This window comes from Acinetobacter endophylla (assembly GCF_053543775.1).
This window is the reverse complement of sequence record NZ_JBLVOM010000238.1, coordinates 42,200-65,273: the sequence shown is the minus strand read 5'-3', so window position 1 is coordinate 65,273 and position 23,074 is coordinate 42,200. Positions and strand designations below refer to the sequence as shown.

The window sequence follows — 23,074 nt, the reverse complement described above, 5'->3', positions numbered from 1 at the left end:
ATTGCGATGAAAATGATGATAAATACGGTTTTGGCAGCTGCATTGATGGGTTCTATCGCGACGGCTACGATAGCAAGTAGCGACACTGCTGTGAATCAGGCTGCTTTTGCTAAATCGACCACAGTCAAACAGGCACTGGCCATGAAAGATGACAGTAAGGTTCAGCTTAAAGGTTATGTCGTGAAAGCGGTCGGTGATGAAAAATACCAGTTCCGAGACAGCACAGGAACTATTACTGTTGAGATTGATGATGAACTTTGGCAAGGCAAACCGATTTCAGCCAAAACACCGGTAATCATCACAGGTGAAATCGACATTGATTATAAACCGGCAAAACGTGTTGAAATTGAGGTTGATCAGGTTCGTTTCTAATATCGCCTGATTTGCTGAAATCAATTTGAACACAGCGACAAAAAACCACATGCAAGTTACCAAAAAGCATGTGGTTTTTTTGAGTCTGGAACTTTTTCAAGGCAAGATAGAACAAGGAAGCAAACGGAGCAGAATATGCGTATTCTTTTGGCGGAAGATGATCAGTCTCAGGCAGACAGTATCCAGACTTGGCTGGAAATGGACGGTTATGTGATTGATCGGGTAGAGCGTGGTGATCATGCGATCCTAGCGATTGAGCAGCATAAATATGACTGTATTCTGCTGGATCGTGGCCTGCCGAATGCCACTGGAGATGACATTCTGAAAATTTTGCGCAGCCAACATCAAGATACGCCGGTGATTTTTATTACGGCCAAAGACAGTATTGATGACCGGGTTGAAGGTCTGGATTTAGGCGCGAATGATTATCTGGTCAAACCTTTTAGTCTGGAAGAACTTTCGGCCCGAGTTCGTGCCCAATTCAGACAGAAACAGCAAACACCGAATCATATCCTGCAATGGCAGGATCTCAGTCTGGACACTCAAGCCAAGACCCTAACTAAAGAAGGTCAAGCTGTGAATCTGACTGCGAAGGAATTTCAAATTCTATACAAGCTGATGCAGCAGCCTGAACATATTGTCACCCGTGAACAGCTGGAAGAATCGCTGTACGCCTGGGGCGATGAAATTGAAAGTAATGCCATTGAAGTATTTATCTATCAGCTGCGTAAAAAAATTGGCAGCCAGATGGTCAAGACCATTCGTGGCTTGGGCTATCGTATGCATAAGGCTGAGGCTTAACCCCATGTCGGCTGCTATTTCCCTGCAAACCCGGCTGATCAAACATGCGCTGTTCAGTTCGATATTGGCTGGAATATTGGCCTGGCTGCTGTTATTGGGAATTTCCAGTTATCAAGCCAGTCAGCTGCATGATGAATTAATGGAGCAGATTTCTGAGTTGCTGCTTGGCGATGTGACCCAGGCCAAAGACGCCCAGGTCGATGAACTCAGTGAACAGTTCGATATCCAGTATGCCTTGTTGCTAGATCAGCAGATACTGACTACTTCGATTGATGATGAATTAATTAATACCATTCCAAAAGCACAGAACAACGGCTTTCAGTTTGCTTATGAAAATGGTCATTTTATCCGGATACTGACTGCGGAAGATGACGACCTTCAGGTCAAAATCGTACAGCCACTTTCAGTACGTTTCGATGAACTCTGGCAAACTACTTTGGGCTTTGCCGGGATCTTATTCACTTTATGGCTAGTGCAATGGCTGATTCTAAGGGTCTCGGTCAAACGCCAGTTACGGCCATTAAACAAGATTTCGCGTGCCATTGGTTCCAAGACTGCTCAGGATCTGAGTCCTATTAAAACACCTGACCCTGAAATCACTGAACTGCAACCGATCATTCGTCAGCTGAATGCCATGCTCGGCCGGCTGGAGAAATCACTGGCTGCTGAACAGCGTTTTACTGCAGATGCTTCACATGAGCTGCGTTCGCCACTGTCTGCGATTCAAATGCGTCTACAGGTTTTAAAACGCAAATATCAAGATGATGCACAGCTCCCTCAGGCATTACAGTTGATCCAAAATGATGTCAACCGCGGCACGCAGGTACTGGAAAATTTACTTTTACTGGCACGACTCGATCCGGAGCGAACAGGGCAATTAGCAACGCAAACGATTAATCTTAAGAATCTGGTTCAGGAGGCTTTGCAGGCCTTGCAGCCTTTTGCAGAAGAAAAAGACATTCATTGGAATCTAAAACTTGAGGATGCTGTGATCGAAGCGAATCCAGAACTGATTTTTAGTTGTATTCGCAATCTGGTCGACAATGCGATCCGTTATACGCCGCAACAGGGACAGGTCGAGATCCGAACAGTTATTGAGCAGCATCAGATACAGTTACTGATTGAAAACTCAGGAGAGGGGATTGCTGATGAGGTACTGGAACGTTTAGGTGAACGTTTTTATCGGGCTTTGGGTACGCGAACTCAGGGTTCGGGTTTAGGCCTGTCCATTTGCCAGAAAATTATGGCACTGCATGCAGCTAAAATTGACTATGCGCCGTCGGACTTGGGTGGACTTAAAGTGTCATTGAGTTTTGAGCCTGATGGCAAAATCTCATGATTAGAAGATTAAAAAGCAGTATGCGCTGATTCATACTGCTGCTTCCCACGTTTGTTATTATTAGAACTGATTTAATTATTTGGTCAGAATAAGACGGTTATTACGGGTCAGACGCAAGCGGTATTCTTCGCCAGCATGCATGATCCGGATTTCACGACCCAGTGCAAACAGATTGTTGGAGTGCAGCATTGGCAAGGCATGGTGAGTATCATTGTTACGGGTAAATAGGCTAAATGGGGCGTTCATTCCGTCGACTCCGTGGTGTGTTTTGGATTGATTTAAATGATAATCATTATCGAATAGATCTGTCAACGAAATATTGAGTAATTTATAAAAAACTCTAATTTGCTTACAATCTGTAAAACTTCAACGGTTCTGTACATCATGACTAAAGCTACGATTCATGTCGCAATTGCGCTTTTATTTTATCAAAATCAGGTTCTCGTCGGCTGGCGTGAGGCCAAGCAGCATCAGGGCAATAAATATGAATTTCCAGGCGGAAAAGTTGAACAGGGTGAGTTGCTAGTCGAAACCTGTCGCCGCGAAGTGATTGAAGAGGTGGGCGTTGATATCGAACGCTGGCATGCTTCTGATTTTATCTCCCATGAATATGAAGATCTCATCGTCAATTTGCATATTTTCCATGCTTCAGTACAGCCTGCGCAACTGGCTGAAATCAAACAGCCTTGGCGCTGGTACAGCCGGGAAGAACTTGGCCAGTTGAATTTTCCGAAAGCCAATCAGTCCATGATTCAAAAGCTGCAATGGCCGCAGCGCATCAAGATTGCTGAAGATCTGGATATCTTATCAAGTCTAGATACAGATCAAATGTTGTATTGGCGCGTGGAAGCAACGCCTGAACGGATCATGCAATTACAGCAGTATCCGGTAGATCAACTCTCCAAGTTAATTATTAATCAGCAGCTTTGGTCACAACTGAATGAATTGCAGCAGCAGACGATTTGCACGATTCATCTAAAACAGAATCAACTGATGAACTTGAAACAAAGTGAATTGAAATCTGGCTATCGTTATCTAGCGGCTTGTCATGACCTGACCGCTTTAATGCATGCAGAACAGATCGGCTGTGAAGCGGCTTTACTGAGTCCGGTACTGGCGACCGCAACGCATCCGGACACACCTGCGCTAGGCTGGGAGCAATTCAAGCAAATGGCAGAGCAGGTACAGATTCCGGTTTTTGCTTTGGGCGGAATGAAAGCTGAAGAACTCGATTATGCAAAAAGCCAGCATGCTTATGGCATTGCCGGCATTCGCTATATTTAAACACTTTATTTATAAAATAAACTTTCTATTAGTAAGTCAGTTTCTATGGAAAATTATCTTAAAGCTTTTTGAGTGCCTGTTGGGCTTGCTGAATCGCTTTGGCATTTTTCCGCAACTGAGCAGATTTAAGGCGTACTTGCCAAAGCTGCTTTTTCATGGCACTAGATTGTGCATAACTCAGGCCACGTAAGGCAAAAGCATCGGCGCTTGCTGGCTGATTTTTACGGTTGGCGATCATGCCCAGGTATAAATACGTTTCCGGTGCTTGAGGGGCCAGTCGCTGTGCCTGAGTTGCAGACGCTTCAGCTTGAGCGAACTGCTGCTTGGTATAGGCCTGCTGGGTTTGCTGCATCAGACTCTTAAAAGCCGGCAGATTACGGCCATCATCAAACTTTTGGCTTTTCGGCTTCTGTTCAGGAATGACAATTTTCTGACGTTTGATGTCAGGACGGTCATAAGGCGTAATCACGACGCCGTCTGGTGTTTTTGCCTTAGGTTTTTCCGTCGCAGGCTTGGCGGGGCTAACTGGCTTTTTTGGCTCGGAGATACTTTGGCAGCCCACCAGACTGAGGATGAGCAAACCAGGGAGGATTTTTCTTAACATAAACATAGACTCAATTAATGGCTATAACTTCCACTGGCGATAATACGGGTTTCGCTCTCAAGATCACGTTCTATTTCTGTTTCACTTTCTTGTATGTAGCGACTCATATCATCCTGTTCAGCATCAGATTGCGCAGGTTCTGAATCAATATCATAAGGTTCTGTCACATAATGCGAGATGCCGCAGGCAGTCGCCTGATTTGGCAGGGCATGACGCGAAATCGGGATATACATGGCGCCTTCACAGCCTTGTGCAGACAACAAACCCGTATAACGATCCAGCCAATGCCATTCGATTTCATTCGGCTGTGGCAAATTCACCGGTTTCTGGCGTAGCTGTTTCATGACATTGGTCCAAACGGGCAGAGCACCTGAAGAACCGGTCAAGCCAGTGACTTTGTTGTCATCCAGACCGAGCCAAACCACGGTCATATAATTACCTGAGTATCCGGCAAACCATGAGTCACGGCTGTCATTCGTAGTACCGGATTTACCAGCAAGATTCAGACTGCGTGGTAAGCTGTTATAGGCTGCACGACCTGTACCATTCGACATGACCTGTTGTAAGCCATAATTCAGGGCATAAGCAGAAGCTGGATCAATGGTCGGTTGTACACTCAGGCTATAACGATCCAGAGAGCGGCCGTTGGCATCCACCACAGAGCGGATGGCTTTGGTTGGGTATTTAAAGCCGCCTGTAGCAAAGTTGCCGTAAATATTCATCACTTCCATCGGGGACATATCTACCGCACCCAAGTAAATCGATGGATAAGATGGAATATCTGAGGTCACACCAAATTTTTTCAGATGATTAATAAAGGTGGACAGACCAAATTCTTGTGCTAAACGCACAGTGGACAGGTTATAAGATTGCGATAAGGCTTGTGACATTGGGATGACACCATGTCCGCGACCACTATAGTTTTTCGGCGTCCAGGTTTTGCCATCACTCTTGATGCTGATTTCACTGTCTTCAATTGGGCTTGCCCAGTGATAACGGTTCGATTCCAGGGCACTCAGGTAGATCACCGGTTTTAGCAGGGAACCGACTTGACGCTTGGCATCGACTGCACGGTTAAAGCCGGTAAAATCTTGAGTAGAACCCACTGCGGCCACCAGTTCGCCATTTTCCGGATGCGATACTAATACTGCGCCCTGTAAATCTTTCAGGCGACCCGGATTGGATTTGCTTAAACGCGCCACCGTTTCTTTAAAACTGTCCTGAATTCGGGTTTGGGCCAGAGGGTCTAAAGTGGTGAAAATGCGCAGACCCTGATTGGTCAGATCGGTTTCCTGATAATCTGTGCGTAATTGACGACGTACGATATCCAGAAAATCCGGGAAGCGGGCAGGGCCTAAAGTCGGTTTTGAAATGACATTTAACGGACGTGCGGTTTCTTTTTCATATTGTTCCTGAGTCAGATAGCCCATCACCAGCATATTATTCAGGACGATATCACGGCGTTTTTTCGCACTTTCAGGATTGCGCCATGGATTGTATAGACTCGGGCCTTGGACTAAACCCACCAAAAATGCTTGCTGGGAAATATTCAGTTCACGCAGTGGCAGGCCAAAATAAAACTGCGATGCCAGACCATAACCATTAATGGAGTAGTTACCATTCTGGCCGAGATTTACCTCATTCAGATAAGCTTCTAGAATTTCATTCTTGTCATAATGCAATTCAATCAGCATCGCCATAAAGGCTTCATTCACTTTACGTTTTAAGGTGCGCTCAGGGGTTAAATAGAAATTTTTGACCAGCTGCTGGGTCAAGGTTGAGCCACCCTGACGTTTACCACCGGTAATATTGCTGACTACGGCACGTGCAATACCACGCGGTGAAACCCCATGATGCTCATAGAACTTACGGTCTTCGGTCGCGATCAGCGCTTCGATCAAGGGCTTAGGCACTTTATTTAGCTTGATCAGCACACGGTCTTCGTTATGCTGCGGATAAATCCCGCCAATTAATAAAGGTTCTAAACGCGCAATCCCGCTTGAAGACGGTTTGGTTGCGCTGACTTCTGCAATCTGTTCACCGCTGAAACTGACTTTCAATATTTGTTCCGGTTCAACCCGGTCACCAAAATCAAAGCCGCGTGTATGCACATATAGGGTATTACCCGTGGTGACAAAGTTGCCTGATTTAGTATAACTATCCGAATTTTTATAACCGAGTAATTTTAATTCTTGTTGGAAATCCTGCAGGCTGACTGGGGCATTCACGTACACTTCCATCGGACGTGCGAAGACCTTGGCCGGAATATCCCAGCGCTGACCTTCAAACTTGTCGCGTACAATATTGTCTAATCTAATCAAATAGATACTAAATGCTACAAAGATAGAAATGACAATAATAGAAAAAATTAAGGCAAGAAACCCCATGCCACGTTCAGATTTCATAAATACTTATAAGATCCTGTGAAATTGTGCTAATCATGCGAAGCTTTTCATTATTTTGCAATATTTAATCAAGAAATGCGCTTAAAATTAAAATGAAACCCCACAATTTCTCCTTAATTCGAATATATTTCAAATAATTTCCTACTTATGAAGCACTGTTATAAATTGTCATCCAGGTATAGCTTAATGTTATGATAAGCAGGATTCGTAGCGGAGCGACGACACTGGTGCAAATTTCCCATAAGACCTTTCGAAATATCGGGTTAATAGGACGTCCTGATAAATCGTCGGTGGTTGAAACCTTATGCCTTATTCACGATCATCTTCTCAATTTAGGCCTACACCCAGTTTTTGATGCAGCGACAGCTGAACTTGTTCCCTATCAAAATACCCAAACCGTCAGTCGTGCCTTATTGGGTGAGGTGGTGGATCTGGTGATTGTCGTGGGCGGTGACGGCTCGCTATTACATGCAGCACGCGCCTTGGTCAAGTACAATACTCCGGTGATCGGGGTTAACCGTGGTCGTCTGGGTTTTTTAACGGATATCAAGCCGACCGAAGTGATCTTCAAGCTGGATCAAGTATTAAAGGGTGACTTTCAGACTGAGCGACGCTTTTTACTCGAAGTCGAAATTCGCTCCAAAGGCGAAGTGATTTACGATGCCATTGCCCTGAATGATGTGGTGCTACATTCAGGAAAATCGGTGCATATGATCGATTTTGAGCTGAATATTGATGGACAATATGTCTATCGTCAGCACAGTGATGGCCTGATAGTCTCTACGCCGACTGGTTCTACAGCTTATGCACTTTCTGGTGGTGGCCCGATCGTACATCCAAGCATGGATGCGATTGCTTTGGTGCCGATGCATCCGCATACCTTGTCTTCACGCCCGATTGTGGTTGGTGGACATAGTGAAATTAAATTACTGATTCGTGAAAATCGCGTACTGCCGATGGTTAGTGCGGATGGGCAACACAGTGTGTCTTTGAATGTGGGCGATAGCGTCCATATTCGCAAGCATCCCTTTAAACTGAATCTTCTGCATCCACCGGGTTATGACTTTTATAATGCCTGTCGAACCAAACTGGGGTGGAATCAGGACTTTGATTATTTTAAGCAGGATTAAATCATGAATATTGAACAAATGCTTGCCGTACTCAATCCTGAGATTGTTGAACGCCTAAGAACAGCAGTCGAAATTGGAAAGTGGCCAAACGGTGTAGCCTTGACACCAGAACAACATCAGACCTGTATGCAGGCAGTGTATGCCTGGGAAATGAAAAACCTGCCTGAAAATGAGCGCAGCGGTTATATCGATCGCGGTACTAAAGAAGAGGGTGAAGAGTGTGATGATGATCATCACAAGAATGAACCTGAATTCAAGCCGATTCGTTTTGTTTAAGGCTTAATTCCCAGCCAATAGCAATACAATTAAAAAAAGCATTGTTCATTCACTGAACAATGCTTTTTTCTTTTGCACAAGATTAAACCGTGTGGCGATTCGCCCATAAGATTTTGGCTTTTTGCATCGCAGCTTCAAAGCTGTCACACACGCCCATGGTATATAGCGCAATGCCCATAGTTTCTATCACTGCAATCTCGCCATAATCATGGCTTTGCTGACCGTCCCAGACAGCCTTAAATAGCGCCAGATCCAGTTCTTCTTCAATTGGACTGCGGTTGTCAGTGAGCTTTGGCAATTCATGCTCATAGAGCAGGCCATCTTTAATGCCACAGATGAGCGTTTTGGCATCCGGATTACGCTCGAATTCGCCCCCTTCACCTTTAATCACGGCACTATTTTTATAGCCCAAGCGGAAAGCTGCTTGCTGATGCGAACCACGATATGCTGGATGGAAAATGGCTTGCAGGGTCGCTTTGGCATTAAAGGGATTGATCAGACGCGCCAGGGTATGAATTGGGGAGCGTAAGCCCATGACATTACGCAGCGCAATCAAGTCTGCAAGAATCGGAGAAATTACTTCTAACGGTATGTAAGCAAAATGCTGTTGTAGAAGTTGCTGTTCAACCTCGGCATCATTTTGACAGATTGGATAGCCTAAGTAAGTCAGCACCTGTTCGGTGTAAACGCGGTTCATGGTATGGCCCGAGGCACCATGCATCACAATATTATAACCATGCTTGGCCAGTGTCAGGGCTGCCAGAATAAACCATGGATAATGCTTGCGCTTGCCCGCATATGAAGACCAGTCCAGATCGACATCCAGTTTTTTGAAACTCAGCTGGTCACGTGTCGCCTGTACAAAACCGGCCAACTCATCTACAGATTCTTCCTTGACCCGCAATAACATCAAGAATGCACCTAACTGCACATCCAGCACTTCATTTTTCAAAATCATACTGAAGGCTTGATAGGCTTCATCATAGCAGAGAGAGCGGGCGCCATTTTTCCCTTTACCCACAATGCGTACATATTGGGCAAAGGGATGTTCGAAATCTTTATAAATATTTCTTTCGGTATTCATAACTTTTTACAGCTTGCAGAAAATATTAATGTCAAGGGAGAGGGTGAAAATCCATAAACATTTCAGTATACGTAAAACAATCAGTTAAATCTGATTATCGACTAATGTCTAATCTATTCTGTTTAAAACATAAACAAGCGCATAATAAGTTATGCACATTTAGTCTGAATATTCGGTAAAATTTAGGCAATTTTTAGAGTCTGTTTAATTTTTCTTAATCTCTTTCTCCCATTTAATACTTTGGTCTGATACTTGAGTGTCAGATTCAATGCATGGCTGATTATCATTTTTGAACATTCTCTTGAGCCTTTTGAGACTTGATCCGGTTCATCCTGAGAAGGGATGAAGAGGTCAGTATATTTCTCAAAATGGTCTTTCTTATTTTTGATATCGTTCAAGTAGATTTATTATGGCGAAACAACCAATTTATAAGTCACTGTATTTTCAAGTGATTGTGGCCATTATCGCAGGTATTCTGGTCGGGCATTTTTCGCCTAGTGGTACGCAAATTATCAATGGCGTAGAACAGCATGTCCCTGGCTTGGGCGAACAGCTTAAACCGCTTGGTGATGCATTTATCCGTCTGATTAAAATGATTATCGCACCTGTAATTTTCTGTACCGTAGTGAGCGGTATTGCAGGTATGGAAAGCATGAAATCAGTCGGTAAAACTGGTGGTGTGGCTTTACTTTACTTCGAGATCGTATCCACGATTGCTTTGGTCATCGGTCTGGTCGTGATTAACATCGTCAAGCCTGGTGTGGGCATGAACGTTGATCCTGCTTCACTGGATACCACTGGCATCAGTAAATATGTCGCTTCAGGTGAGTCACAATCGACTATCGACTTCCTGATGAACATCATTCCAAATACGGTTGTGGGCGCATTTGCAGAAGGCGAAATCCTGCAAGTTCTATTGTTCGCGATCATCTTTGGTTTTGCACTGCATAAGCTCGGTGATCAAGGCAAGCCAGTCCTGAAACTCATCGACCAGATTTCACATGTGTTCTTCAACATCGTGAATATGATCATGAAACTTGCTCCAATTGGTGCATTTGGTGCGATGGCATTTACAATTGGTAAATATGGTATTGGTTCTCTTGCTCAGCTGGCACAGTTGATCATCTGTTTCTATCTCACCTGCGTACTGTTTATTTTCATCGTATTAGGCTCAATTGCGCGTTTTGCTGGTTTCAGCATCATGAAGATGATCCGCCTGATTCGCGAAGAACTTCTGATTGTACTGGGGACGTCTTCTTCAGAGTCAGTACTGCCACGTATGTTGAAGAAACTGGAACTTGCCGGTGCTGAAAAATCAGTGGTAGGTCTGGTAATTCCAACTGGTTATTCATTTAACCTCGATGGTACGTCGATTTACTTGACGATGGCTGCGATCTTCATTGCACAAGCAACCAATACGCAACTTGATTTATCTCATCAGATTACGCTGCTTCTGGTACTCCTGATCTCATCTAAGGGTGCGGCAGGTGTGACTGGTTCAGGCTTTATTGTGATGGCGGCAACCTTGGCTGCTGTAGGTAATATTCCTGTTGCAGGTCTGGCATTGATTCTCGGTATCGACCGTTTCATGTCTGAAGCACGTGCCTTGACCAATCTGGTCGGTAACTCTTTGGCGACTTTAGTGGTTGCGAAATGGGTGGGCCAGTTAGATATGGACAAGCTGAACTACGCTTTAGCGAATCCTGCAGAAATTGATGAAAAAATGGCGCAAGAAGGCAATAACGCTCACTAAGTTTGAGTCTGTTTTTCGTGTCTAAAAGGGAAGCTTCGGCTTCCTTTTTTATTGACTGTGAAGTTAGTAAAAAGATGAATGCCGGCACATGACAGGAAGCATGAAAGTCGATAGTCTGTGAAAAGGAAACTAAAATGATAAACAACAAGGACAATAGAATGCTTGCTTACGATGCCGATCTAGAATTATTCCGCGATAATTTTAAACGCTTTATGAACGAACATGTCGCGCCGTACTATGACCAGTGGGAACGTGAAGGTCTGATGCCGCGTTCGGTCTGGAATGCACTCGGTGAAAATGGCTTCTTGTGTGTCGATGTCCCAGAAGAATATGGCGGCTATGGGGTGCCCACCGATTATTCATTGATGCTGATCGAAGAATCTGCACGTGCCGGATACAGTGCTATCGCCACAGGTCTGTCTTGTCATTCCGATATTGCAGCACCGTATATCCTGCATATTGGTACTGAAGAACAGAAAAAATACTGGTTACCAAAAATGGTCACCGGTGAAGTGGTCGGTGCGATTGGCATGACCGAGCCAGGTGCAGGTTCAGATTTGCAAGCCATGCGTACTAGTGCCATCTTGCAGGATGAACATTATCTGTTAAATGGCTCAAAAACCTTCATTTCCAATGGTCAGCATGCTGACTTAGTGGTGCTTGCCGTCAAAACCGATCCGCAAGCCCGTGCCAAAGGCGTTTCATTGTTGCTGGTCGATACCCATCTGGAAGGCTTTAAAAAAGGCACCAATTTGGACAAGATTGGTCTGCATGCTCAGGATACGTCTGAACTGTTCTTCGACAATGTCAAAGTGCCAAAGGAGCAATTACTGGGTCAGCCGGGACAGGGATTTGCTTACCTGATGCAGGAATTGCCGCGTGAGCGTACCGCCATTGCTGCCACCGCTCTAGGCGCCATTCGTGGATCTATTGATGTGACCACACAGTATGTGAAAGAGCGTCAGGCTTTTGGTCAGGCGATCGGTCAATTCCAGAATACCCGTTTTGTGCTTGCGCAAGCGAAAATTGATGAATTGGCGACCGCAGCATTTTATAACCAGAATCTTGAGCTTTATATGCAAGGGAAACTGGATGTAGAAACTGCAGCGGCATTGAAGAGCTTTTCTACCGATATGCAGATGAAAATCGCGGACAATCTCCTGCAATTATTTGGGGGTTATGGCTATATGACTGAATATCCAATTTCACGTTTCTTCGTTGATGCGCGGATCCAGCGGATTTATGGGGGTACCAATGAAATCATGAAGGAGATTGTGGCCCGCGGTCTGTTAGGGCGTTAATAGCTCAACCATAAAAAAGAGTCCCGAAGGACTCTTTTTTATAGGGGAGAACATGGCCAAGATGGGAAATATTTTTTAAGACTTTATGATTTTAAAACATCCAAACATTCATGAATAAAAATGGGTAAATCATTGGGTAGGCGCGATGAAATCAACTGATTATTGTCATTCACCAGTTCTGCATCATAATACGTTCCACCGGCACGTTGTACGCGACTGGCATGCGCGCGAATACTGGCAATAATTCGATTTTTCAGCACATCTGCTTCACACAGTAATAATGATGCATCACATAAACTAAAGATGGTTTTCTTGGCTTGATTAAAAGCCTGGATAAATTGCAGCACCCGCATATCGGTAGATAAAGAAACTGCAGATTCACCGCCAGGAATCAGCAAGGCATCAAAATCATCAATACTGATTTGTTCGATGCCCCGGTCAATCGTCACTGCAGAACAGCCATGCAGACCATAGACCACTTTTCCTGCATTAAACTCAATATTACAGATGCTATGCTTTGCTTCCAGCAAGGCCGCAACGGGTTCAAGATATTCCTGATCTTCAAAATTATTCGTCAAAAGTACAGCTATTCTTTTTGGCATGACTGACACCCAAACGCTTGTTTTAAGTTAGACTATCTATGATTGGTTAAAAAATCGTCTCTGCTTTGTAATTGAGTAGTGATTTAATGTAAAAAAATAAGTGAAATCAAAGAGAAGTCGATAAAAATGGGGTTGCAGAGTGTGCATTTTATTGTGAAATCTATCTTAGATATGAATGGTTCAAAAATGACGTGTGAAAAGTAATTATTTTAATTTTCTTATGCTTAAAACCGCTATATAGATTAAGAAATAGTGATATTTTATCTTCCTTAAAATCAGTTAATATGGAGAGGCAAAGTTTACAATTTAATAATGTAAATCAAGCAGAAAAGCTGAAGTAAATGTTACCAGATATGACCAAAAGCGATAAACGGTTAAAATCAACTGTATGTTTTTAAGACTTAATCTACCAATGTCATATTGCGTAACATTTGAAAGCTCACTATTGTTATACTGAACAGATAAGGTTTATGAAGGGCGACAGAACAATGATCAACGACGATCAAAACACCACGACTTCTCTTGATTTGGCAAAAATTCGTGAAGATATCGATTCTGTTGATCAGCAAATTCAGCAATTGATTAACCGTCGGGCACGTTTGGCTGAAGCTGTGGCAAAAGCAAAGTTTGCCTCAGAAGAGAATCCGCTGTTTTACCGTCCAGAACGTGAAGCTCAGGTTTTGCGTAATGTCATGGAACGTAATGAAGGGCCATTGTCTGATACCACCATGGCACGTCTGTTCCGTGAAATCATGTCGGCCTGTCTTGCACTTGAAGCTCCGCAAAGCATTGCTTTCTTGGGACCAGTCGGGACCTATACTCATTCTGCGGTACTCAAGCACTTTGGCCATGATGCTGTGGTTCGTCCTTTACCGACCATTGATGAAGTTTTCCGTGACGTGGAAGCGGGTAGTGCCCATTATGGTCTGGTGCCGGTAGAAAATTCCTCTGAAGGCGTGGTTAACCATACTTTAGACTGTTTCAAAACCTCGAACCTGAATGTGATTGGCGAAGTTGAATTACCGATTCACCATCAGTTCCTGATTTCTGAAAATACCCGTAAAGACAGCATCAAACAGATTTATGCGCATCAGCAGACTTTGGCACAGTGTCGTAAGTGGCTGGATGCTCATTATCCAGGTGTGGAACGTGTCGCTTTAAGTTCCAATGCGGAAGCAGCGCGCCGTATTCGTAATGAATGGCATTCTGCTGCGATTGCCTCTGAAATTGCTGCGAGTATCTATGATCTCGAAATCATGCATAGCAATATCGAGGACAATCCGGAAAATACCACACGCTTCCTGGTGATTGGTCGTGAAAAAGTGCCTCAAAGTGGTAATGACAAGACTTCATTACTAATCTCAGCGCATGATCGTGCCGGAGCTTTGCTGGAAATTCTGGCGCCGTTTGCCAAGCACAATATCAGTCTGACCAGTATTGAAACCCGTCCTGCACTTCCTGAAAAATGGGCTTATGTGTTCTTCATTGATCTTGAAGGCCATATTGAGCAGGAACACGTGAAAGCAGCCATTGAAGAAATTCGTCCTTTGGTCAAAGAAGTTCGCGTACTCGGTTCATATCCTGCAGCTGTACTTTAAGTCAGCTATCCGTGGTCAGGGCGAGGGTGCTGACCACTGTTTTATATTTAAAATTGGAAGTCTAAAATGTCGTTTGTTCCAGCTAATTCAGGCATCTCAAAATTAAAGCCATATCAACCGGGTAAGCCGATCAGTGAACTTGAGCGCGAGTTGGGTCTTACTGATATCGTCAAACTGGCTTCAAATGAAAACCCGCTGGGTTGTTCAGATAAAGTCAAAGAAGCGGTCGCTGCGGAAATTGCTGAAATTGGCCGTTATCCAGATGGTGGTGGTTTTATCCTGAAAGATCAGATCAAAACCCAGTTTGGTTTTAATCATGATCAGATTACCTTGGGGAATGGTTCAAATGACTTACTGGAAATGTTTGCCCGTGCATTCGTTTCAGAAAATGATTCGGTGGTGTATAGCCAGCATGCTTTTGCGGTTTATGCATTGGTAACTCAAGCCATTAATGCGCAAGCGATTGAAGTACCAGCTAAAGGCTTCTCGCATGACTTGGAAGCAATGGCGGCTGCCATTCAGGACAACACCAAACTCGTCTTCATTGCAAACCCGAATAATCCGACGGGAACCTGGTTCGAAGAAGCTGAATTTGAAGCTTTCATGCAAAAAGTTCCTGCTAATGTCATCGTGGTTCTGGATGAAGCCTATGTGGAATATTTCCCGGAAAACTTCAACAGCTTGAAATTCCTTGCGCAATATCCAAACCTGATCGTTAGCCGTACTTTGTCGAAGTGTTATGGTTTGGCTGCACTACGTGTTGGTTTTGCTCTGGCTTCAGTTGAAGTGACAGATTACCTGAACCGTATTCGTCAACCATTTAATGTCAACCATCTTGCGATGGTGGCTGCGGTGGCTGCACTGAAAGATGAAGACTTTATCGCGCGTTCTCGTGAAGTGAATAAAGCCGGTATGGCGCAACTTGAAGCTGGCTTTAAGGCTTTGGGTCTTAACTATGTGCCTTCACGTGCCAACTTTATTCTGGTAGATGTACAGGCAGACCCATCAGCAACCTTCAATGGTTTGCTCAAACAAGGGGTGATTGTGCGTCCGGTTGGTATTTCAAATCACATTCGCGTATCGATTGGTACTGAAGCAGAAAATGCGAAATTCTTGAGCGCATTGGCTAAAGTACTCGGTTTAGAGGCAAAAGCTTAAACCATGTCGCAGCCACTGTTTGAAAAAGTTGCATTTATCGGGCTTGGACTGATTGGTTCAAGTCTGGCGCGTGTCATTCGAGCCGAGCATTTGGCCAATGACATTGTTGCATCGACACGTTCACAAAAGACTTTGGAAGATGCTAAATCTCTTGGCCTGATTTCCGAAGGCTATGCAGATCCTGTGGAAGCGGTCAAAGGTGCTGATCTGGTAGTGCTTGCATTACCGGTGCGTGCCACGCAAAAGGTGCTGGAAGCCATCAAGCCTTATTTATCTGCCAATACCATTATCACTGATGTCGGTAGTACTAAAGGCAATGTAGTCGATGCAGCGAAAGCAGTCTTTGGCGATGCACTACCTGAAGGTTTTGTACCGGGCCATCCGATTGCAGGTGCAGAACATACTGGTGTACATGCAGGAAAAGTCGATTTATTTGCCAATCATAAGGTGATTTTGACGCCACTGCCAAGTAGTGCAGGCTGGGCCGTCGATAAACTGATTCAGCTGTGGCAAGCGGCGAAAGCCGAAGTGATTTGTATGGATGTCGACAAGCACGATGAAGTGCTAGCGCATACCAGTCATCTTCCGCATCTCATGGCCTTTAACCTGGTTGAGCAACTGGCCAAGCGTGAAGACAATTTAGATATATTTCGTTATGCTGCCGGTGGCTTCCGGGATTTCTCGCGAATTGCCGCCAGCGATCCACAAATGTGGCATGACATCTTTTTTGCCAACAAAAAAGCAGTTCTGAATGCTGTTGATGGCTTTGAACAGCAGCTCGCGATTATCCGCAAATTGATTGAAGATGAAGATTCCCACGCATTGATGGGCTTATTGGGTCATGCGCAGGCAGCTCGCCAGCATTTCAACCATATGCTCGCCAAGAAACCTTTCATGGAGAAAAATAAAGTGACACAACAATTTACCATTCAGCCGGGTGCCAAGAAATTTCAGGGTAAATTTACCGTGCCAGGTGACAAATCTGTGTCACATCGCTCGATCATGTTTGGTGCGATTGCAGAAGGTACCACACATGTGACCGGCTTTTTGGAAGGTGAGGATGCTCTAGCGACACTGCAAGCTTTCCGTGATATGGGTGTGAGCATTGAAGGCCCTAAAAATGGTGAAGTGACCATTCATGGTGTTGGCATGCATGGCCTTAAAGCGCCACAGTCTGCCATTTATATGGGCAACTCGGGCACTTCAATGCGTTTGTTGTCGGGTATGCTGGCTGCACAAAAATTTGATTCAGTCATGACTGGTGACGCATCTTTATCCAAGCGTCCAATGGAGCGTATTGCCAAGCCTTTACGTGAAATGGGTGCGCAAATTCAGACCACAGGTGAACGCGGTACACCACCTGTATCCATCACCGGCAATCAAAACCTTAAAGGGATTCAGTACGATTTGCCAATGGCCTCTGCTCAGGTGAAATCAGGGATTCTACTTGCAGGTCTATGGGCGGAAGGTGAAACTTCGGTGACTGAACCAGAACCAACACGCGACCATACTGAACGTATGCTGCGTGCATTTGGTTATGAAGTGAAAACAGAAGGCAACCGAATTTCCCTGCAAGGTGGCGGCAAGTTAGTGGGTACCAACATTCAAGTGCCTTCAGATATTTCTTCAGCAGCCTTCTTTATGGTGGGTGCGGCCATTACTGAAAATTCGGACGTCACCCTTGAAGCGGTAGGCATTAACCCGACCCGTACTGGTGTGATTGAAATCCTCAAGCAAATGGGTGCGGACATTACAGTTGAAAACGAGCGTATTGTAGGCGGTGAACCGATTGCTGATATCCGTATTCGTGGTACACGTACATTAAAAGGGATTCATATGCCGGAAGATCAGGTGCCATTAGCAATTGATGAATTCCCGGCGCTATTCATTGCCGCTGCATGTGCTGAAGGTCAGACGATTCTGACCGGCGCTGCCGAGCTTCGCGTGAAAGAATCGGATCGTATTCAGGTCATGGCAGATGGTCTTCAAACCATGGGCATCGACTGTACCCCAACTGAAGATGGCATCATCATTGAAGGTAAGGGTAAGTCCGGTGACTGGTTGCCAATCTTTACGGGTGGTGAAATTGAATCACATCATGATCACCGTATCGCGATGAGTTTTTCGATTGCCGGTTTGCGTAATTCGGAGCAGATCAAGATTGTCGGAACCGAAACGGTCGCAACCAGTTTCCCGACCTTCACAGAATTGACCTCAATCGCAGGACTGCCAATTCAAGTATCAGAATAATTTTTAAAATTATGTGAAACAGCCAAGCTTTTGCTTGGCTGTTTTGTTTATATTGCTTATGCTAAACCCATATAAGAAAAAAGCCATTTGGAAGTAGCGATGCGAAAATTAAAATTCATGGCCAATACCCAGAGCCAAACACCACGGGATGGTCAAGAAACCCAGGAATATGTAGCACATTTACTTGCCGAAAAATTAGGTAAATACGGTTTTCAGACCTTAAGCCAAAGTGGTGCTCAGGTTGCCGTCAGCGTAGAAGAACATGCGCTGCCTTTATCAGTGAGTTGCGAAACCAGAGATGAACAAGGGCATCTGGTCTGTGAGATTGCCTCATATCCTGAAGAAGAACAGGACTGGCTGGATCGTATCACCGAAAGAAGTTTGCTTAATCAGCTTGCACAGGCAGTGGAAACCTCTCTAAAAGAGCAGGAACGCTTTAGCGAGTTTGAATGGAAGAGCTAATTCAACAGACTCAATCAGCTTTGCCTACACTGCAAAGTAAACGCTTGATCCTGAATTGTTTTAAATCAGCCGATGCCAAAGAAACTTATGCTTCAATTACGCCGAGTTTGACACGTTTTATGGCGTGGGACCCACCACAATCTGAACAGGGATTTGCAACAGTCTGGCAAAATTGGCTGGAAAATATGACTGATTATAAAGAATATGTATTTGTGATCCGTCATATTGAAACACAAGAATTTATTGGGCTATGTGGTTTGCATCGACTTCATGATGAAATACCTGAAGTCGGTATTTGGATTCGTGAAACTGCACATGGTCATCATTATGGACATGAGGTAGTGCATTGTGTTGTGGCTTATGCTTTCAATACATTAGGGATTCAAGTTTTAAGCTACCCGGTAGCAGAAGAAAACTGGGCTAGCCGTAAAATTGCAGAACGCTTGGGCGGAAAAATTATCCGCTACATCGATAAGCCTAAATATCGGGCTTTGATGTATGAAATTTTTGCAGAAGATTTTGTCTTTTAATAAAAAACCCATCATTTGATGGGTTTTTTATTTAGCCAAGCGCTAAGTACCGGGTCATTGCGATCCGCAATTGCTTTAAATAGCCGGTAAAGAAGTGGTTGGCACCAGGTAATACGGTCACTAAATGGCGTTGTGGCTTTGCCCATTCAATCATATCTGAGAGCAAAGTTACTTCATCGGCTTCACCATGAATGAACAGAATGTCACCTTTAATGGCGGGTGTCACATAATGACGAATACCAGCCACTGTTGCAGTCGGCAGACCACATAAAATGGTTTGCTGTGGTTGCAATTCTACTGGTAAGGCTGCATAGCTTTTTGCCATGACATGCGCACCAAAACTAAAACCGCCTGCATAAAAAGGCAGGGCAATATGCTGGTTGCGAGCGAACCGAATGACTTCTAATACATCATTTGTTTCACCGAAGCCCTCGTCGTGTATACCTTCACTTTGACCAGAACCACGGAAACTTGGACGATACACAATACAGCCACGTTCCAGATACATTTGTGCCAGTAAAACCGGAACCTTATGTTGTGGTGTACCGCCTTGCAATGGATGAGGGTGACAAACTACCGCGAATCCTTTCACTTCACCCTGAGGATAATCCACAAAAACTTCAATCTGACCCGCAGGCCCTTGAAGAAAAATTTGCTCGGGCATATAAAAACCGATGATTAACAGGAGAATCGTGCATTTTAACGATTATGGTGAATAAAAACATGAATTGGAATTAAAATAAGCAGACTGATATAGTTTGATTAATCATTTTTTGACCAGGTTGCCATGCTCGCTTTAATTTCTCCAGCCAAAACTCTCGATTACGATACTCCATTACCGACTGACCAATTTACTCAAGCGAGATTATTAGAACATTCACAGGACTTGATCAACGTTTGTCGCACACTTTCTGCAACAGAAATTTCCAGCTTAATGAGTGTTAGTGAAAAAATTGCCACTTTAAATACCGCACGTTTTAATGACTGGCAACCGGATTTTAATTTAGCCAATGCCCGTCAGGCGATTTTTGCATTTAAAGGCGATGTCTATACAGGTCTGGATGCCTATAGTTTAAAACATGAAGATCTGCACTATGCACAAGACCGTTTACGCATGTTGTCTGGATTATATGGACTCTTACGTCCTTTGGATCTAATGATGCCGTACCGTCTGGAAATGGGAACCAAGTTAGCCAATTCCCGTGGGCATAATCTATATGAGTTCTGGGCTCATCACATTACTGATCTGATTAATCAGGATTTAACCGCAGCAAATTCTGAAATTCTGGTGAATATTGCTTCTGATGAATATTACAAATCAGTCAACGAGCGCAAAATTCAGGCAGACATTATCAAGCCGGTATTTCTGGATCAGAAAAATGGCAAATATAAAGTGATTAGTTTCTATGCCAAAAAAGCACGCGGCCTCATGGCACGTTTTATGATTGAAAATAAAATTGATCATGTCGAAGAACTGAAAGCTTTTAATAGCGATGGCTATTATTTTGATGCAGACAGTTCACTCAAGGGAGAACTGGTGTTTAAGCGTGATGAACAACTGAGTGCATAAATGAGATGATTCCCAGTATCCAGCATGAGGATATATATGTTGGATACTGGGATGTATTTATTATGGTCAGGTTCTTAACTAGTGTTCAACGATTTGCCTCTATGATGAGTGAAGTATGGATGAACTGCATAATGAAAACTTCAAGATAGTTAAAAATAAAAAATATCGTTAAACACTTTGAAATCCCTCGCAAAATCTCCCTTATTTAGATCATTTTATTTTAAAAATTAAAGTTGAGCATTCTTGGAAAAGGCCGATAAAATAAACCGAAATAAGTTCTATTGAATAGGTTAGATTTCATTTATCTACATATTTTAATTTTGAATAAACTTCTTTTAGGTTGTTTAAAAAATATATTAAATTCAATTATTTATTGTTTATTTGAAAGAATTTTTAATAGTATCGATATTTTGAAAAAAAGAATTATAAATTAATTAAGTATTAATAAATAAAACGACATAAAATTAATATTTAGAGGATAAATAAATGCCTTCTATCGGGTTAAATGTAAACTATGTCACAAGTTTGTTAGGTTTTTTGTTAGCATAATTGCATAGTGTTACAAAGCGGCATAATAAAAATGAAAATATATGCTATCCCTGTTTTTGCCTTAATGATCAGTTTATTAGGATTTTGTGTCCATAAACAGTCAGAAATCAGAAAATATGAAAAGATCCGTCATGTCTTGAACGATGGACGTGATTCAAGCAAATTGCTGGAATCCAATCGGCATCGACATTAAGCAGGTTATATATCTTCCTCCCGCCAATTGGGCTGGATTAATAAAATTAAAACCATAATAAATATAATAAATTTTTTTAAATATTCACCTGGAATATATTAATTTCTAATAAAGTGTAAAATCAAATAAGCAATAAGAAATCAATGTGTTATAATTTGCCAACGATCAGGATGAAGCAGAATTCATCTTGTTAAGCATTTGATTTAAATCGAGAAAATAAAGCTGCATAAAGGTTATGCAGCTTTTTTGTTTAGATTTTTTTTGGGTTTTTATAGCATAGCCCTGGGGCTGTAAGCTGTTCCAACATTTTAACCCGTCAAATGGCTATGCTGGCATATTCGTTGCTAACACATCCTTAAAATTGATGAATTTTTTTATAAAATTTCATTTATTTGACGGCTTGCTTAAAGCATAAAGTTTACTCAATAGGGGCTAGGTCATGACGACTCCTAATCCATCTTCAGAAAGTATGCTTGAACGTCTGTTTAAACTGAGTGAAAACAAAACCAGTTTCCGTACAGAAGTTCTTGCTGGTGTGACAACATTCTTAACGATGTGTTACATCATTATTGTCAATCCGATGATTTTGTCCGAAACGGGGATGGATCATGGGGCTGTCTTTGTAGCAACCTGTCTTGCAGCCGCGATTGGCTGTTTAGTCATGGGCTTGATTGCAAATTATCCAATTGCACTTGCACCAGGCATGGGCTTAAATGCCTTCTTTACCTATTCCGTCTGTTTGGGAATGGGTGTGCCTTGGCAAACAGCACTCGGGGCTGTGTTTATCTCCGGTCTTGTGTTTATTGCGATCAGCATGTTCAAAATCCGTGAAGCCATTGTAAATGCGATTCCAATGTCGCTGAAACTGGCCATCGGTGGTGGTATTGGCTTATTCTTGGCGCTGATTGCTTTGAAAAATGCCGGCCTGATTGTGGATAATCCCGCTACGTTGGTAGGTTTGGGTGATTTAAAACAACCATCGGTTTTGCTTGCATTATTTGGTTTCCTTTTGGTTGTTGTGATGCATCACTTTAAAGTGCGTGGTGCGATCATCATCAGTATTTTGGTGTTAACCGGTATTTCAGCAGCATTGGGTCTGAGTGAATTTAAAGGTGTGGTTGGCGCAGTGCCATCGATTGCACCCACATTTATGCAAATGAGCTTTGAAGGTCTGTTCACTGCCAGTTTAATTGGCGTGATTTTTGTCTTCTTTCTGGTTGATCTGTTTGACTCAACCGGTACGCTCGTAGGTGTTTCACACCGTGCAGGCTTGTTGAAAGATGGCAAACTGCCGCGTTTGAAAAAAGCACTTTTTGCTGACTCTTCTGCAATTGTTGCAGGTGCAGCTTTAGGTACCTCATCGACTACACCATACATTGAATCTTCTGCAGGCGTAGCAGCCGGTGGTCGTACAGGTCTAACTGCTGTTGTAGTCGGTATCCTGTTTGTTGCCTGTTTGTTCCTGGCTCCATTGGCACAGTCTGTACCAAGCTTTGCAACCGCGCCAGCGCTGTTATTTGTCGGTGTCTTAATGATTCAAGGTATCGTGCATATTGACTGGGAAGATATTACAGAAGCAGTTCCTGCATTTTTAACCATTGTATTTATGCCATTTACCTATTCGATTGCGGATGGTATTGCGATGGGCTTCATCAGCTATGCACTGATCAAATTGTTAACCGGTAAAGCATCAACTGTACCGTATATGGTCTGGATTATTGCAGTACTATGGACGCTTAAATTCGCACTATTTGGCGGCTAATTTTTCTAGATTTGGAAAGGGTGTAAACTCAGTTTGCACCCTTTTTTTATT

21 protein-coding genes are annotated in these 23,074 nt (G+C 43.4%); 15 read left to right on the top strand and 6 right to left on the bottom strand.

Translation table 11 applies throughout. The annotated features are described in order from the left end of the window. The first annotated feature begins 6 nt into the window (after nucleotides 1–6). The 3 genes from ACNPNW_RS09600 (at nucleotide 7) to ACNPNW_RS09590 (ending at nucleotide 2,512) form a co-directional block, all read left to right on the top strand. Nucleotides 7–372 carry a NirD/YgiW/YdeI family stress tolerance protein gene (locus ACNPNW_RS09600; protein WP_004645581.1) on the top strand — a complete coding sequence of 122 codons (366 nt, stop codon included), beginning with the start codon at nucleotides 7–9 and terminating at the stop codon, nucleotides 370–372. A 135-nt stretch (nucleotides 373–507) separates the two neighbouring features. Next, nucleotides 508–1,173, top strand: a complete 666-nt coding sequence (locus tag ACNPNW_RS09595; RefSeq protein ID WP_448766943.1) for a response regulator transcription factor — start codon at nucleotides 508–510, stop codon at nucleotides 1,171–1,173. Nucleotides 1,174–1,177: 4 nt separating this feature from the next. Beyond that, on the top strand, nucleotides 1,178–2,512 hold the full coding sequence (locus ACNPNW_RS09590; protein WP_448766942.1) for a sensor histidine kinase: 1,335 nt from the start codon (nucleotides 1,178–1,180) through the stop codon (nucleotides 2,510–2,512). Between the two features lie 75 nt (nucleotides 2,513–2,587). Here ACNPNW_RS09590 and hemP read toward each other — a convergent pair whose 3' ends face one another. Then, nucleotides 2,588–2,758, bottom strand: a complete 171-nt coding sequence (hemP, locus tag ACNPNW_RS09585; protein ID WP_004645578.1) for a hemin uptake protein HemP — start codon at nucleotides 2,756–2,758, stop codon at nucleotides 2,588–2,590. 138 nt (nucleotides 2,759–2,896) lie between these two features. Between hemP and ACNPNW_RS09580 the strand changes: the two genes are divergently transcribed. Further along, nucleotides 2,897–3,796 carry an NUDIX domain-containing protein gene (locus tag ACNPNW_RS09580; protein ID WP_005247439.1) on the top strand — a complete coding sequence of 300 codons (900 nt, stop codon included), beginning with the start codon at nucleotides 2,897–2,899 and terminating at the stop codon, nucleotides 3,794–3,796. A gap of 58 nt (nucleotides 3,797–3,854) precedes the next feature. Here ACNPNW_RS09580 and ACNPNW_RS09575 read toward each other — a convergent pair whose 3' ends face one another. Together ACNPNW_RS09575 and mrcB are read right to left on the bottom strand one after the other, a co-directional pair. After that, on the bottom strand, nucleotides 3,855–4,400 hold the full coding sequence (locus ACNPNW_RS09575) for a tetratricopeptide repeat protein (RefSeq protein ID WP_420937516.1): 546 nt from the start codon (nucleotides 4,398–4,400) through the stop codon (nucleotides 3,855–3,857). Between the two features lie 14 nt (nucleotides 4,401–4,414). Beyond that, entirely contained in the window at nucleotides 4,415–6,805 is a 2,391-nt protein-coding gene (mrcB, locus tag ACNPNW_RS09570) for a penicillin-binding protein 1B (protein WP_448766941.1), read from the bottom strand. Between the two features lie 191 nt (nucleotides 6,806–6,996). Between mrcB and ACNPNW_RS09565 the strand changes: the two genes are divergently transcribed. Both ACNPNW_RS09565 and ACNPNW_RS09560 read left to right on the top strand, forming a co-directional pair. Beyond that, complete coding sequence (locus ACNPNW_RS09565) at nucleotides 6,997–7,935, top strand: NAD(+) kinase (protein WP_004645573.1); 939 nt, start codon at nucleotides 6,997–6,999, stop codon at nucleotides 7,933–7,935. A gap of 3 nt (nucleotides 7,936–7,938) precedes the next feature. Further along, the gene (locus tag ACNPNW_RS09560; protein WP_448766940.1) at nucleotides 7,939–8,211 is read left to right on the top strand and encodes a YeaC family protein; all 273 of its coding nucleotides are present in this window, start codon (nucleotides 7,939–7,941) and stop codon (nucleotides 8,209–8,211) included. Between the two features lie 82 nt (nucleotides 8,212–8,293). Here ACNPNW_RS09560 and ACNPNW_RS09555 read toward each other — a convergent pair whose 3' ends face one another. Beyond that, a complete protein-coding gene (locus tag ACNPNW_RS09555) occupies nucleotides 8,294–9,295 on the bottom strand; it encodes a glycosyl transferase family protein (RefSeq protein WP_253174995.1) in 1,002 nt (333 codons plus the stop codon). A gap of 409 nt (nucleotides 9,296–9,704) precedes the next feature. Between ACNPNW_RS09555 and ACNPNW_RS09550 the strand changes: the two genes are divergently transcribed. Together ACNPNW_RS09550 and ACNPNW_RS09545 are read left to right on the top strand one after the other, a co-directional pair. Then, nucleotides 9,705–11,048: a dicarboxylate/amino acid:cation symporter gene (locus ACNPNW_RS09550; protein WP_448766939.1), complete on the top strand. Its 1,344-nt coding sequence runs from the start codon at nucleotides 9,705–9,707 to the stop codon at nucleotides 11,046–11,048. A 158-nt stretch (nucleotides 11,049–11,206) separates the two neighbouring features. Then, entirely contained in the window at nucleotides 11,207–12,349 is a 1,143-nt protein-coding gene (locus tag ACNPNW_RS09545) for an acyl-CoA dehydrogenase family protein (protein ID WP_004731607.1), read from the top strand. 83 nt (nucleotides 12,350–12,432) lie between these two features. On the opposite strand, the gene ACNPNW_RS09540 is transcribed toward ACNPNW_RS09545, so the two are convergent. Then, nucleotides 12,433–12,951 carry a DJ-1/PfpI family protein gene (locus tag ACNPNW_RS09540; RefSeq protein WP_448766938.1) on the bottom strand — a complete coding sequence of 173 codons (519 nt, stop codon included), beginning with the start codon at nucleotides 12,949–12,951 and terminating at the stop codon, nucleotides 12,433–12,435. Between the two features lie 488 nt (nucleotides 12,952–13,439). On the opposite strand from ACNPNW_RS09540, the gene pheA reads away from it, so the two are divergent. The 5 genes from pheA (at nucleotide 13,440) to ACNPNW_RS09515 (ending at nucleotide 18,949) form a co-directional block, all read left to right on the top strand. Beyond that, on the top strand, nucleotides 13,440–14,549 hold the full coding sequence (pheA, locus tag ACNPNW_RS09535; protein ID WP_004645570.1) for a prephenate dehydratase: 1,110 nt from the start codon (nucleotides 13,440–13,442) through the stop codon (nucleotides 14,547–14,549). Between the two features lie 66 nt (nucleotides 14,550–14,615). Further along, on the top strand, nucleotides 14,616–15,707 hold the full coding sequence (gene hisC, locus ACNPNW_RS09530; protein WP_004645569.1) for a histidinol-phosphate transaminase: 1,092 nt from the start codon (nucleotides 14,616–14,618) through the stop codon (nucleotides 15,705–15,707). Between the two features lie 3 nt (nucleotides 15,708–15,710). Beyond that, entirely contained in the window at nucleotides 15,711–17,957 is a 2,247-nt protein-coding gene (locus ACNPNW_RS09525; RefSeq protein WP_448766937.1) for a bifunctional prephenate dehydrogenase/3-phosphoshikimate 1-carboxyvinyltransferase, read from the top strand. Between the two features lie 99 nt (nucleotides 17,958–18,056). Then, nucleotides 18,057–18,419 (top strand): hypothetical protein, encoded by a 363-nt coding sequence (locus ACNPNW_RS09520; protein ID WP_004278984.1) that lies wholly within the window; start codon nucleotides 18,057–18,059, stop codon nucleotides 18,417–18,419. Continuing rightward, nucleotides 18,407–18,949: a GNAT family N-acetyltransferase gene (locus ACNPNW_RS09515; RefSeq protein ID WP_448766936.1), complete on the top strand. Its 543-nt coding sequence runs from the start codon at nucleotides 18,407–18,409 to the stop codon at nucleotides 18,947–18,949. Before ACNPNW_RS09520 ends, ACNPNW_RS09515 begins: the two co-directional genes overlap by 13 nt. A 31-nt stretch (nucleotides 18,950–18,980) precedes the next feature. Here ACNPNW_RS09515 and ACNPNW_RS09510 read toward each other — a convergent pair whose 3' ends face one another. Then, the gene (locus ACNPNW_RS09510) at nucleotides 18,981–19,613 is read right to left on the bottom strand and encodes an alpha/beta hydrolase (RefSeq protein ID WP_448766935.1); all 633 of its coding nucleotides are present in this window, start codon (nucleotides 19,611–19,613) and stop codon (nucleotides 18,981–18,983) included. Between the two features lie 123 nt (nucleotides 19,614–19,736). Between ACNPNW_RS09510 and yaaA the strand changes: the two genes are divergently transcribed. Further along, nucleotides 19,737–20,519, top strand: coding sequence for a peroxide stress protein YaaA (gene yaaA, locus ACNPNW_RS09505; RefSeq protein ID WP_044113004.1), 783 nt, complete (start codon nucleotides 19,737–19,739; stop codon nucleotides 20,517–20,519). Nucleotides 20,520–21,700: 1,181 nt separating this feature from the next. Beyond that, a complete protein-coding gene (locus ACNPNW_RS09500) occupies nucleotides 21,701–23,023 on the top strand; it encodes an NCS2 family permease (protein ID WP_004645563.1) in 1,323 nt (440 codons plus the stop codon). Nucleotides 23,024–23,074 lie beyond the last annotated feature (51 nt).